The 12560-nt window shown below is 33.9% G+C and carries 12 protein-coding genes and 2 tRNA genes; 6 read left to right on the top strand and 8 right to left on the bottom strand.

Going from position 1 to position 12560, the window contains the following annotated elements:
* The first annotated feature begins 91 nt into the window (after window positions 1-91).
* Window positions 92-250 (top strand): hypothetical protein, encoded by a 159-nt coding sequence (locus tag AAGD45_RS00185; protein WP_341761499.1) that lies wholly within the window; start codon window positions 92-94, stop codon window positions 248-250.
* A 156-nt stretch (window positions 251-406) separates the two neighbouring features.
* Here the strand turns inward: AAGD45_RS00185 and AAGD45_RS00180 are convergent, their stop codons facing one another.
* The 4 genes from AAGD45_RS00180 to rpmF all read right to left on the bottom strand — a co-directional run bounded on the left by AAGD45_RS00180 (window position 407) and on the right by rpmF (window position 2996).
* A complete protein-coding gene (locus AAGD45_RS00180) occupies window positions 407-706 on the bottom strand; it encodes a MerR family transcriptional regulator (RefSeq protein WP_341761498.1) in 300 nt (99 codons plus the stop codon).
* Between the two features lie 848 nt (window positions 707-1554).
* Window positions 1555-1842 carry an HU family DNA-binding protein gene (locus AAGD45_RS00175; protein ID WP_341761497.1) on the bottom strand — a complete coding sequence of 96 codons (288 nt, stop codon included), beginning with the start codon at window positions 1840-1842 and terminating at the stop codon, window positions 1555-1557.
* Window positions 1836-2789 carry a beta-ketoacyl-ACP synthase III gene (locus AAGD45_RS00170; RefSeq protein ID WP_341761496.1) on the bottom strand — a complete coding sequence of 318 codons (954 nt, stop codon included), beginning with the start codon at window positions 2787-2789 and terminating at the stop codon, window positions 1836-1838. The genes AAGD45_RS00175 and AAGD45_RS00170 overlap by 7 nt, the downstream gene beginning before the upstream one ends.
* Before the next feature lie 6 nt (window positions 2790-2795).
* The gene (rpmF, locus tag AAGD45_RS00165; protein ID WP_341751317.1) at window positions 2796-2996 is read right to left on the bottom strand and encodes a 50S ribosomal protein L32; all 201 of its coding nucleotides are present in this window, start codon (window positions 2994-2996) and stop codon (window positions 2796-2798) included.
* A 123-nt stretch (window positions 2997-3119) separates the two neighbouring features.
* Between rpmF and AAGD45_RS00160 the strand changes: the two genes are divergently transcribed.
* The 5 genes from AAGD45_RS00160 (at window position 3120) to AAGD45_RS00140 (ending at window position 6435) form a co-directional block, all read left to right on the top strand.
* A complete protein-coding gene (locus AAGD45_RS00160) occupies window positions 3120-3581 on the top strand; it encodes an outer membrane protein assembly factor BamE (RefSeq protein ID WP_341761495.1) in 462 nt (153 codons plus the stop codon).
* A 273-nt stretch (window positions 3582-3854) separates the two neighbouring features.
* Window positions 3855-3929 (top strand) — tRNA-Glu (locus tag AAGD45_RS00155).
* A 247-nt stretch (window positions 3930-4176) separates the two neighbouring features.
* On the top strand, window positions 4177-5454 hold the full coding sequence (locus AAGD45_RS00150; protein ID WP_341761494.1) for an APC family permease: 1278 nt from the start codon (window positions 4177-4179) through the stop codon (window positions 5452-5454).
* The gene (locus AAGD45_RS00145; RefSeq protein WP_341761493.1) at window positions 5455-6300 is read left to right on the top strand and encodes a M23 family metallopeptidase; all 846 of its coding nucleotides are present in this window, start codon (window positions 5455-5457) and stop codon (window positions 6298-6300) included.
* A gap of 58 nt (window positions 6301-6358) precedes the next feature.
* A tRNA-Arg gene (locus AAGD45_RS00140) sits at window positions 6359-6435 on the top strand.
* 1088 nt (window positions 6436-7523) lie between these two features.
* Here the strand turns inward: AAGD45_RS00140 and AAGD45_RS00135 are convergent.
* From AAGD45_RS00135 to AAGD45_RS00120, 4 genes are all read right to left on the bottom strand, one after another.
* The gene (locus AAGD45_RS00135; RefSeq protein WP_341761492.1) at window positions 7524-8987 is read right to left on the bottom strand and encodes a hypothetical protein; all 1464 of its coding nucleotides are present in this window, start codon (window positions 8985-8987) and stop codon (window positions 7524-7526) included.
* A 21-nt stretch (window positions 8988-9008) separates the two neighbouring features.
* Window positions 9009-10562, bottom strand: a complete 1554-nt coding sequence (gene secD, locus AAGD45_RS00130; RefSeq protein ID WP_341761491.1) for a protein translocase subunit SecD — start codon at window positions 10560-10562, stop codon at window positions 9009-9011.
* A gap of 3 nt (window positions 10563-10565) precedes the next feature.
* A complete protein-coding gene (yajC, locus tag AAGD45_RS00125) occupies window positions 10566-10970 on the bottom strand; it encodes a preprotein translocase subunit YajC (RefSeq protein WP_341761490.1) in 405 nt (134 codons plus the stop codon).
* A gap of 137 nt (window positions 10971-11107) precedes the next feature.
* Complete coding sequence (locus AAGD45_RS00120) at window positions 11108-12550, bottom strand: Ppx/GppA family phosphatase (protein ID WP_341761489.1); 1443 nt, start codon at window positions 12548-12550, stop codon at window positions 11108-11110.
* Between the last annotated feature and the right edge of the window lie 10 nt (window positions 12551-12560).

The raw sequence follows: 12560 nt of genomic DNA, 5'->3' as shown, positions 1-12560 counted from the left end.
TTTTATAATAAAGGGTAATTCTACTTATTATTTGACTTGAATATTACGGAGTTTAAGCTAGAATCACCAATACAAAAAAATGAGGTTTATTATGAAAAATTTATTAACTATTATTCTAACTTTAGCTTTCTCTATTTCTGCTTTTGCTGCAGCGACTCCTGAGAAAAAAGACCCGCAGCAAGACGAAGTGAACGTGGATGAAAACAACATGAACAAGAAAGACCCGAAGAAAGAAGAAGTGAAGAAATAAATCCCTGTTTTCTAAGGCTGGTGTAGAGTTTTTCTATGCCAGCTTTTTTGTAATATGATTTAATCGTATTCAGTCCTTTCAAGGCTTTTCTTTGACAATTCAATTCATGCAGAATGTTTCTATTTAAGCTCAATTCGATGTAAGAATTATTAATTTTTATCTAGAAATAATTCGCTGGATAGTCAACGATAAGTCATAAAAGTTTTTGATCAGGCAATCAATTTTATTTATTTGATTATGGGATAGTTTTGAGATAGGCTGCGATTCTATTGCTATATTCTTGGTTGTCATATGGGTTTTCAAATATTCAATATCTTGTCTTGTATAATATCGTCTGTTACGTATCTTATGTATAGTTAGGTTTGGCAGTAGCCGCTCTAGATATCTTAGCTGGTGAGAGTGAATATTTAGAAGTTTTGTTACTTCACTAATGGAGTAATATTTCTTATTCTGCATTTTTAATAGACCTCTTGCATAATTCTACTTCCGCTGGTATACTCTTCTGCTATTTTTTAACCCCTTACCTGCAGAGGTGGTATCCGAAACGCAGCTGTTGAAAGTTAAAGCCGTCTTCGCGATGAGGCAATCCCTAAACCGCCTATTAGCGAGAGGTCGCTTACAAGCGGCTTCATGGCAATCTTGTGAAGGATATCTTACTTATTCCATCGTATATGTCACCCCTGCGTAGGCAGGGGTCTAAAGAAATAAACAGGAAGGATGCTTTAGACATTCTAGATTCCCGCGTACGTGCATAGGCGTCAACTTAAGAGCGTAAAGATTGAACATGTATAAGTAAATCAACCTAAACGTCATTGCGAGAAGCCGCTGTAAGCGGCGACGCGGTAATCCAAGATACGCAAAGCGTTACTCTAAAAAACAGCTTCGCTGTTTATATGGATCGCCACGGCATCTAACGATGCCTCGCGATGACGGCTATGTTTAATTTGTTTATACATGTTCAATCTTTACGCTCTTAAGTTGACGCCTATGCGCGTACGCGGGAATGACATCCATGAGATCGCCACGACGCCTGTGGCGTCTCGCGATGACGATTTTAACTTTCAACAGTTGTGGGTGACATCCGAAGGCGCAGGGGTGACACCACAACTGTCGAAAGTTCAATAAATGTCATTGCGATGAGCGTTGTCAGCCCTAAACCGTCATTGCGAGCGAACGTACGTGAGCGCGGCAATCCATGAAGCTTGTCATATGGATTGCTTCGTCGACCTACGGTCTCCTCGCAATGACGTTTGTTGAACTTTCGACAGTTGTGGGGTGACACAATAGGCTATTAAACCGATGTCTTAGTTAATTAATAATTTTAACTTTTTAGCTGGTATAAAACGCATTACCTCTTTTGCTGGAATTATCACTGTCTCTTTTGTATGAAAATTTATGCCAGGTCTAGGTTTTTTTGTGCTAGTACAAAAGCTTCCAAAACCTGCTACCGTCAATCTTTGATTGCTTGCCATTAGCTGAATATTCTTAAATATTTGATCGACTATTTCCTCGCATATAATACTTGATAGCCCTAACTTAGATTTTAATATGTGAGCAATTTTTTCTCTAGTAATAGTCTTAGTTGTTACCATCTGATTAAAACCGATCCCCAAGTTATTCCAGCACCAATAGCTGTAAAAAGGAGTATATCACCTTTTTTGATATTAGCATAAGATTTAAGAGAAGCAAGGGCTAAAGGGATTGAAGCAGCAGAACAATTAGCATGTTCTGTAACCGTTTTTACTACTTTACTTGGATTAATTTTTAGTCGCTCTATAACTGCATCTATAATTCTTATATTTGCCTGATGTGGAATAAAATAGTTAACATCATCTATGGTAAAATTATTATTATGTAATATGTCTTCAGCTGATTTGCTCATTTTTTCTACTGCATGCCTAAAAACTTCCTGCCCTTTCATTTTTATTTTACCACTTTTACCATCTGTACTTACACCACCATCAGTGTAAAGAATATCAAAATAACGACCATCCGAGTAAATATTACTATCTATTATACCAGAACTATCCTCACTATATTGCAGAATTACAGTACCAGCACCATCACCGAATAAAACGCAAGTAGTTCTATCGCTCCAATCTAGTAGAGACGACATTTTTTCAGCACCAACCAGTAATATTGTTCTATATTTTCTAGATTTAATCAAAGAGTCAGCAACATGTAAACCATATACAAAACCCGAACATACCGCCTGGAGATCAAATGAAGGTACATTATTAAGCCCAAGATAACCTTGTAACTTAGAAGCTATAGAAGGAAAACTATTATCTGGAGTAGTGCTGCAGGTAATTATCAAATCTATAGATGATGCCTTTAACCCAGCATCATCTAGGGCATTCTGACTGGCTTTAAGAGCTAAATGTGACGTATATTCATCGTTCCCGGCAATGTGCCTTTGTAATATACCTGTCCTTGAGCGAATCCATTCGTCGTTGGTATCAAGCGATAACGATAATTCTGCATTGCTAACAATACGTTCCGGCAAATATGCACCACACCCAAGAATTTTACAAGCCATACTGGTTTATGCTACTTCTTCATCTTTTTCTTCTTTCTTCACAATAACTTGACGACCATTATATGTGCCATCAGCTAAAGATATATGATGAGGAAGTTTATATTCTCCTGTTTGAGAATCTACTACTACATTAATCTTACCAAGTGCAAGATGAGAGCGTCTCATATTACGTCTTGATTTTGATGTTTTCTTCTTTGGAACTGCCATAGAGCCTCTTAAAAATTATACATAGGGTTATTTTATAGTCCTGTGCAAAAAGTGTTTGTCAAATCGATGAAGCAGTATATTATACTTCCATTGCAAAATCTAGGTATTTCAAACATAAATTTTATGAAATTTTTTATAATTCGGACTTTTCTTGTTTCATCGATATTCTTTACATTATGTAGTTGTCAAACTATAGAATCAAGAGGGCAGTATGTGGATGATAATTTATTACCTACGCTTGAGGGGAGGAGGCTTAGTAAATCCGAGGTAAAAGATTTAATTGGCACACCAACAATTATACCTGACTATACACCTAATACTTGGTATTATGTTCAACGTTCTTTAGCTAGGAGAGCATGGTTTAAACCAAAAGTGGTTGAACAAAGAATAGTAAGAATTACTTTTAATAAAAATGATATAATTGAAGAAGTTTTAGTACTTAATGACTCACATAAAGATGATATAATGTTAATTAAAGAATATACGAAAACTTATGGTACAGAATTAAATGGGTTACAAAAGTTTGTAAAAAATATTGGTAGGTTCAATAAAACTACCGACGGAAAAAATAAGAAGAAACGATAAAATCATACTTGCAATATTTCATAGATACTGTATAAACTAGAACGCTCTGATTCTGAGAATATAGATAGGCTATAGCTAACCTGAGAATGTTTTAGTTGCATGTTGATATCTTAGTTAAAAGTATGTCATTCCTGCGTAGGTAGCGGAATCTAAAAAATAGCATAGAAGGTATGTTATATAGTTTTAGATACCAGCTTTCGCGGGAATAACATTAAGGATATCACCATTACTATGGCTAAAACCTTCTCGGGTTAGCTATATCAAAAAGTTTATGGCCCCTTCGTCTAGTGGTTAGGACGTTACCCTTTCACGGTGAAAACACGGGTTCGAGTCCCGTAGGGGTCACCAGTAATCTATATACTCTTCTGCTTTGAAGAATTGGTTTTTGCAAATACTTGCGGGGATTTCGCGTACTCACGTACTTCATGTCCGCCTAGTCCGCTCACCCCTTGTTTATTGCCCCCATTCTCTAAATCATTTGAGTGTAATTGTCAAATATAATATATCGCTTGCAAAAACTTGAAAATTGATAGATCAGTTTTCAAGTTTTTATTTTTTTATGTAAAGTTTATGATTATTACATCTTAAGGATTATATGTCACAAAAGCTTGGTTTTTGGTCAGTTTTGGGTTTAGTTATTGGTAGCCAACTTGGCACTGGTATTTTGATATTACCAGCAGGTTTAGCCCCATTTGGTATTTTTAGTTTAGTTGGATGGATAGTATCTTCCTGTGCTGCCATAATAATAGCACTTTTATTTGGCATACTTTGTGCACGATTTCCACAAACAGGTGGACCTCATGTTTATTTAAAGCAGGCATTTGGCAATGATGTAGCATTCTTTACTGGCTGGACTTATTGGATTATTTCATGGGTTAGTACAGCTGTAGTAGTTATTGCAGCTGTTACATATTTAACACCTTTAATTGGGGTGCGTAATAGTTTTATATGCTTAATTCTGCAAATATTATTGTTATTTGCTGTTATGTTACTAAACTTTAAAGGTATAGGAGTAGCGGGGCGTGCTGAATTTATACTAGCAATGTTAAAATTTATTCCATTAATAATAATACCAGTTGTAGCATTATATCAGTTTGATAGTAATAATTTTGTTATGGATAAGAGAACAACTAATTTAACTTTCTCTCAAATTCTTGGTGAAGTAACGTTACTGACATTTTGGGGATTTATTGGTGTAGAGTCAGCAACTGCTCAAGCTGGCTCAGTAATTAACCCATCAAAAACAATACCAAGAGCAATAGTAATAGGTACACTCTGTGTGGCTATTTTATATCTTATTAATAGTATTGGAATAATTGGTTTAGTTCCACGAGAAGATTTGATACATTCTAACGCCCCTTATGTAGATGCTACTCAAATAATTTTTGGTGGTCAGTGGCATCTACTTATTTCTTTGATTGCTTCAATTATTTGCATTGGAACGTTAAATGCTTGGGTATTAATCAGCGGACAAGTTGCTTTAGGATTAGCACAAGACGGTTTAATGCCATCTTTTTTTGCTAAGAAAAATAAAAATGGAGCTCCAATTTGGAGTTTGGTTGTAAGTTGCATTGGAATATTATTATTATTGATTAGTACAACAAATGAAGATTTGTCAGAACAAGTTACCGAAATAATTCATTTTTCAGTTATCTCTTTTTTATTTGTATATCTAGCCTGTAGTGTAGCTTTTTTAAAATTACTGCTAGCAAAGTTAGAAGAATCTTCACTATATAAATGGTTAATTGCCTTCGGATCAATTGCTTTTTGCCTATGGATCATTTGTGAGACACCATTAAAGGTCATAATACCAGCTATCTCATTTATATTAAGCGGAATACCGGTTTATTTTCTTTGGTATAAAAGGCAATAAATGCTTAAATTTTGTATATTGTTGTTAACTATACTATTATTACAAGGATGTAGCTCTTCATCTACCAACAAGACGCTTTTAACTCTTACCGCTCAGCAATTACAAAAAGATCATAAACTAAATCACGGCACTTTAATTATACAATATAATTTAGCAGCACTAAGTAAAAATAACTGCATCTATGCAAAAGATTTTGGTCTTATTATTAATGATAGCCAATATAATAAGGTTTTTTTACAAAAATTTAAAGCCAGCTGTACTGAGAATATTAATAACCAAGGAATGATCAGGTCAACCAAGATTAAGGACTTGCTACTAAAATTAAATTGTAAGTATAAGTTCTTATCCCAAGAAGAATTACGACTTGTTCAAAAAGCTAGTAATAAAAATAGTTCCCATAATATTAATGAGCTAGCACAATTAAATAAGCTAACTACTACTATTCCTATAATGTTACCACAATATAATAACGTAAAGATTACCAGTCATTACGGCGTACGCAAACACCCTAGGAAAAAACAAAAAAAATTCCACTGTGGGACAGACTTAAAAGGCTATAGTAGCTCTCCTATTTATGCCTCTGCTGATGGAATAATTACTACCATAAGGCGAGAACGTGCTTATGGAAATTTAATAGAAATAAAACATTCAAATAAATTTATCACTAAATATGCTCACTTGAGAAAAATACATGTAAAAGAAGGAGATATGGTTATAAAAGGTCAAATGATTGGGCTTCAAGGGAATAGTGGCAATAGTACTGGGGAACATTTACATTTTGAGATTTGGCTTAATAATAAACATGTCAATCCTTTTGATTTTGTGTCACACGCTTGTAACTGTTGAAAATTTTGCTATAATAGACCTCATTGTCTAATGATTAATCTTCAAAAACAGTAAAAAAGAAGCCGTAGCTCAGCAGGATAGAGCGAGCGATTCCTAATCGCTAGGTCGGAGGTTCGAATCCCCCCGGTTTCGCCATTCTCCGATTTTAGTGCATTTTACGAATGCGTCAAATGGTGAACGTAGCATAAAGTCTAGCTTTCCGTCTTTTAATTCTAGGTTACCAAACACTAAATTTATTAATTTACGTTTTCTCTCAATAGTAGAACCTTTGAAGGCTACGAACGCTCTAGAAGCCAGTTCTACTAGGTTAATCAAGAGTTCTGAAAATTTATCATCAGCATTTGTATGGTTCTCTATTTCTCTAATAATATCTTTACGTTTTTGCATTAATTGCTGACGTTTTTCTTCATGATCTTCCTTGCTAATATCACCGTCTAAAAATAAATCAGTTAACCTATCCATACGAGTTTTCATCTTTGTATGTTCAGATTGTAACTCAGATATACGGCTCTTATGATAACCTTGTTCGATACTGGCTGAGCTTTTTATACAAGATATTACTTCCTTGAGTAATTCAGGCTCTAAATGGAGTGTTGCTTATTGTCCTCAATAATGACATTATTGACGGAGCTTTTCCAGTACTAATAGTTGACTTATCTTCTTCAAAAACCTTATCTTAATTAGCTTTTAGTGTGACTAGGTTAGGATTCTAGTCACATTAGAGTCAATAATTTTTTTTCAAAAGGAGTCAAAAGCATATTGCAATCTAAACTCTAAAATTATTCAGGCAATATCCTCCTAAAGATTAATTAAATTGATACATCTATACAAATGCACGATAAGAATGATGGTTTATCACATTTCTTACTTCGGTTTGGGTTCTACAATCATCCACTAGGGCATGCCTGTAATTGATTCTTTTTAGTAATTTTGTCGTCAAAATTTGCTTCCGTTCCTCACATATATTTGCGTACTGTTTGCAGTACTCAGCTACATTAGATATCTTTGGCAAACTCTACTTCTGCTGGTAATTTATTCGTGCTACCGGTACTTTGCTCCTCACGTACATCATCGTCCACTGCGTGTCAAGGTTTTGTGGCTTCTTTAAATTCCTCAGCATAGGCGAGTTTGCCAAAGATATCTATTTTTTACTGAAAAATTATTCAATTCGTAGGCACTCCCAATTAATCAAATATCCAATTATGCCTTCAATTAGTCCTATATTATATTTCTTTAATTTTTGGTATTGGAGGTATTGATTTAGGATCAGGGCATTTACGAGTTTGGAACATTAATTGATCAATAGAATGCCCAAATTTATTAGTGCTTAGTAGATTTTTATTTATCCATTTTGCCGTTATCAACTTACTCAGTTCAGAATGAATAACTGGAATATCCGGTACGGCACTAGCACCTATCCCTGCAATTTTAATATGATAACCCTGTTTATCTAATCCATATTGTTGTAATACTTTATCAACTTCTCTTTGAGTAACAATTGTTTGGCGTTCAATATGAGGATTATTACTGACAAATAAAATAACAAAGTCTTTTTGTCTACCAAATTTTCTACTTAAAATTCTTTCAGCAAAATTAACTGCTGCATCATGAGCAGTAGTGGCTGTATCAGGCCTTTCGTTATTCTTGCCTACTTTAGTATTGATTATTTCAGTACGTTTAACTTGATCCTTATTAAGGAACTTGTTTACTAGGTCACTACTCATCAGGTCTTCTGTGAGTTTTCTCTCATTGCTGCTTGCATAATTAGGATAGAATCTTCTAGGAAAAAGACCTAATGGACATTCTTCTTGTGTTTTATATTGAATAAATGGCTGAGCTTTATTTAACTTAATACCGTAATCTTTAGCAAGAGACTCGATATATCTTTCACCTTCCTCAATACAAGCTGAATCATTTCCAACTAATTGTACAGTATCCAATCTATTAATATCTGCCTTTCCTTGCCATGCTTCTAGCAATTCAGTGTATGTTTTGGGGTTAATGCCATCGAGATTAGCCCATAAGGGTCTTGCTCCTGTTAATACTAGTACTAATCCGTTAACTTTAATTTGTTCTGTTAATTTATTATAATAGATTATACGTGTCAATAACCTAATTCTAGCTGCCCCGGCAATCCAAACTTCATCATATTCTTGATAGTGAGGTTTTATTTCATTAATAAGTCCCAATTGTCTAGCATCTACAATATATTGAGACTTATATTTAGTCATCCAATCTTTAGTGGTCAGTTCATTCCGTTCCTGACCAAGATTAAGATCAAACGCATCCTGAGCAACAAATAGTAACCAATCTTCAATATTTCGTACATTTATCTCATTAATAGATTTAAATAAATTTTTACGCAATGATTTAGCATTGAATTTACTAGGAGCGTTTTGATTAGCACCAGCTTTAGCCAAACTGCCCTGAATCAAACGAAATATTTTGTCTGCATTAGTCTTGTCAAAACATACTAGATCGTGCCATAATTTTTGTGGTTCAAAATATCCAGCTAGATAAAAAATCTTTAACAAAGCTTCTTGCTGGGTTGGTGAGGTAAAACCTAATTTGCTAGCAGCTAATTCGAATCCTGAAAGTTCTGATGAATGTTTATAATTCCCGTATGTTACGCTGGTAGTTAGGGCAACTGTTACAGATAGTAGCATTCTTTTTAAGGCTTGAAGCATAATATAATTTTCTTCGTTTAATTATAACCCTAGATTTTTGGGCTTTTGATACTTAATCCAAGTATCAATCAACAACTTAGTAATAATAATCGCAGAGAACATAGATGATATTATACCAATAGTTAGTGTTACTGCGAAACCTTTTATACCTCCAGCTCCAAATATAAAAAGTAAAAATGCTGCAATCAAAGTTGTAACATTTGAATCAAGGATTGTAGCAAAAGCTGATTCAAATCCCATCCTTATGGCATATAGATTAGATGCACCTTTTTTAAGTTCTTCCCTTATCCTTTCATAAATGAGTACATTGGCATCAACTGCCATACCAATCGTTAGGATTATACCAGCAATTCCTGGCAGAGTTAATGTAGCTTGAAAAAGTGACAATAACGCTAAAATATAAAGTAAAGCTAGGCTTAATGCTATATTGGCAAAAATGCCAAGAATTCCGTAAGACCAAATCATGAATATTACCACACTAACAAAACCAATCATACCTGCTTTCTTGCCTGCCTCTATTGAATCTGCTCCAAGATTTGGTCCTACGGTTCTTTCCTCTATTATTTTTAAAGGGGCTGGCAGCGAACCAGCTCTAAGTAATAACGCTAATTCATTTGCTGATTCAACAGTAAAATTACCTGAAATTATACCGCTTCCTCCAAGAATTGGTTCATTAATTACTGGTGCACTTAATAATTTGTTATCAAGCACGATAGCAAGCCTCTTGCCAGAATTATTCTTGGTTATTTCTGCAAATAATTTACTACCAAGATTATTAAAAGAAAAAGCAACAGCAGGTTGGGAATTTTGATTGAAAGAAGCTTGGGCAGTTGTTAGCTGGTCACCACTAACAATAACTTTTTTCTTAACAACTACGTAATATTCTTGCTTATTTTCATTTTCCCCTTTCACTAAAATTGAACCAAAGGGTAAATGTCCATTTAATGCTTGTTGTATGTTGGCAGTTTCATCTACTAAATGAAAGGTTAGTTTTGCAGTTTTACCAAGAATATTTTTGAGTTGTTGTGGATTTTCCTCACCTGGTACTTGCAGTAATATATGTTTATCACCTTGTCTTTGTATGTTAGGTTCTGTTGTGCCGGTGCTATCCACTCTCATTCTGATTATTTCAATTGATTGGGCAATAACTTGATACCTTAATTCAGCAAGCTTTGAATCACTATAGCTAAGCTTAATATTAGTATTATCATTTTCCACAGTAACTTCTCGGTCAACTTTACCTAAGATCTTTTTGACCTGTTTATAATCTTCCAGGTTTCTCAATTCAAACTGCACCGCCTTGTTCTTAACAACAAGATTTTTATAACCTATTTTATCTTCCCGTAAATATTTTCGTAAATGGTCAGCTAAACTGTCCATTACATCATTTAAGTAACTATCAAAATCTACATCTAGCAATAGATGAGCACCACCTCTCAAATCAAGACCAAGATTCACCTTATGGTTTGGCAGTATTTTAGAATCTATAGTTGTAAAATTAGGTAAAGCACAGATAAAGGCTGCTATTGTACATAAAATAGAAAGGAATATTTTCCATTTAGGAATATTATACACAGCTTATTTCCCTTTATCTTTTTTACTTTTGGCAGTAACTTCTGTTTTGTGACGACTTGTAATATCAAGTATTGAAGATTTCAGAATTTTGATTCGTATATTTTCAGCTATTTCAAGATCTACCGTGTTGTCAGCATCGTTAATCTTACTTACCACTCCGAAGATTCCACTATTAGTTACCACCTCTTCTCCTTTCTTAACGCTACCAACTACAGCCTCTTTCTCACGACGACGTTTATCTTGTGGTCTAATTAGAAAAAAATAGAATACAACGAAGATTAATACCATCGGTACAAGGCTTGTTAATATTGATTGAGTAGATGATGGTTCAGCTACTGGAGCTACTTCTTCAGTTTCTGTTATTGATATTGTATCGTTGTTATCTGCGTAGGCATTTTCTATAAACATATATATCTCCTGACGTATTATGTAAAAGTAGTTGTATTAATTTATTGTATACTCTTCTGCTTTGAAGAATTGTTTTTTGACAATGAGAGACTCGCGTACTCTAAAAAAGCTTGTACACTTGCAATATAAGACTGTTATCATTTTATTTCAATAAATATTTTTCGGGCGAAACCTATAGCTTTCAGACGTTCGCACACTTTTTCAAACACCGCTTTTGGTAAAATATTTAGTGTAGAAATTTCAATATATCTATTATCTTTTAACTCAAGAGAAAAAGAGGGTGACTGAAATCTTGGTCCATCAATTTCCCTAGCAATTTTTATAAAATTACCTATTATATGACTGTTACAATAATCGTATGAATTAATCATTCTTTTTGCTAATCTATTAATATATGTATCACTTCTTGTTGTATAGGTAAGTGCAAGAGCAATACTCAGCATCAACCTTTGACGATGACTAAAAGGAATATCTGAAGCTAAAATAAATTCAACAATAAAATTAGAGCGAAGAGTTTTATCGATATTTTTATTATATTGTGCAAGCATTATGACCAAAGTAATTATACTAATTGTTGTTGTATCTGGTTGAATTAAGATAGGCTTAATGACTTCTGTATAATTTTTGATATTATAAGTAGTTTCATCAAAATTTACTAATGTCTTGATTCTTTCATAAATAATATCTTTCTCCTGTTCTTCTTTAGGGAGACAAGCAAATCTAACACCTTCTTTTAAACCATAATTTGAAATTATTACCTTTTCAGGTAAAAAGACATTCAGCATAGATTTTGCCACCAAAATTGCGTTAGAATGAATTCTTGATTTATATTGTGTTCTCATACTATGAGCATGAGCCAATTTTTCGAGATATAGTTCAAATTCTCTACGATTTATTTCAAGGTTATGTAAGTTCTTAAGAGGATAATGAACAAACTCCATGTAAGAACGTCCAATTAGCCTTAAAGCTCCTCCTATTAAGTATAAGTTTGGACAATGATACCCTTGTTGACATTGTTGTATACCCGAATGATTTGAGTATACCTCTCCAAACTCTTTGTTGATCATTTGGCTAATTATATTAATATCGTCAAAATGATTATTAGTGATTAAGCTAGTGCCTAAAGGTAGAGACTTTAAGATTCCCACTTTTTTGTCTTTGATTTGGGCAAGTTCAAGGCTACCTCCACCTAGGTCTGCTGCTATGCCACAAGCATCATTGATACCAGAAATTAATCCGGCAGCTGTAAGATAGGCCTCGCGATTACCAGAAATAATTTCAATATTAATATTAAATTTTCTTTTAACTATTTCTCTAAATTCTTCAGCTCTTGGATGCCCTCTAAGTACAGCAGTAGCAACACATTTAACATCTGTTACTGATAACCTATCAAAAATATGTACAAAATATTGTAGTGACAGATATACTTGATGCTTTACTTCTAAGTCATCTAGATTAAGTAAATTGATAATATCACTTTTAAATTTATCATTGAAAATTTCTGGAGCTCCAAGTCTATCACATTCATAAACTACAGCTCTTATGGCATTATAGCCAATATCAATAATGGCTGAACGCATAGAGTTTTAT

The sequence above is a fragment of the Candidatus Tisiphia endosymbiont of Thecophora atra genome (assembly GCF_964026395.1).
Taxonomy (GTDB): Bacteria; Pseudomonadota; Alphaproteobacteria; order Rickettsiales; family Rickettsiaceae; genus Tisiphia.
The sequence above is the reverse complement of the archived record's forward strand: the minus strand, read 5'-3'. Positions and strand labels throughout refer to the sequence as shown.

Bases quoted from the DNA above. Each gene is read 5' to 3' on its own strand.
- AAGD45_RS00185 (WP_341761499.1), top strand. From the start codon at position 92: ATGAAAAATTTATTAACTATTATTCTAACTTTAGCTTTCTCTATTTCT.
- AAGD45_RS00180 (WP_341761498.1), bottom strand. From the start codon at position 706: ATGCAGAATAAGAAATATTACTCCATTAGTGAAGTAACAAAACTTCTA.
- AAGD45_RS00175 (WP_341761497.1), bottom strand. From the start codon at position 1,842: ATGGTAACAACTAAGACTATTACTAGAGAAAAAATTGCTCACATATTA.
- AAGD45_RS00170 (WP_341761496.1), bottom strand. From the start codon at position 2,789: ATGGCTTGTAAAATTCTTGGGTGTGGTGCATATTTGCCGGAACGTATT.
- rpmF (WP_341751317.1), bottom strand. From the start codon at position 2,996: ATGGCAGTTCCAAAGAAGAAAACATCAAAATCAAGACGTAATATGAGA.
- AAGD45_RS00160 (WP_341761495.1), top strand. From the start codon at position 3,120: ATGAAATTTTTTATAATTCGGACTTTTCTTGTTTCATCGATATTCTTT.
- AAGD45_RS00150 (WP_341761494.1), top strand. From the start codon at position 4,177: ATGTCACAAAAGCTTGGTTTTTGGTCAGTTTTGGGTTTAGTTATTGGT.
- AAGD45_RS00145 (WP_341761493.1), top strand. From the start codon at position 5,455: ATGCTTAAATTTTGTATATTGTTGTTAACTATACTATTATTACAAGGA.
- AAGD45_RS00135 (WP_341761492.1), bottom strand. From the start codon at position 8,987: ATGCTTCAAGCCTTAAAAAGAATGCTACTATCTGTAACAGTTGCCCTA.
- yajC (WP_341761490.1), bottom strand. From the start codon at position 10,970: ATGTTTATAGAAAATGCCTACGCAGATAACAACGATACAATATCAATA.
- AAGD45_RS00120 (WP_341761489.1), bottom strand. From the start codon at position 12,550: ATGCGTTCAGCCATTATTGATATTGGCTATAATGCCATAAGAGCTGTA.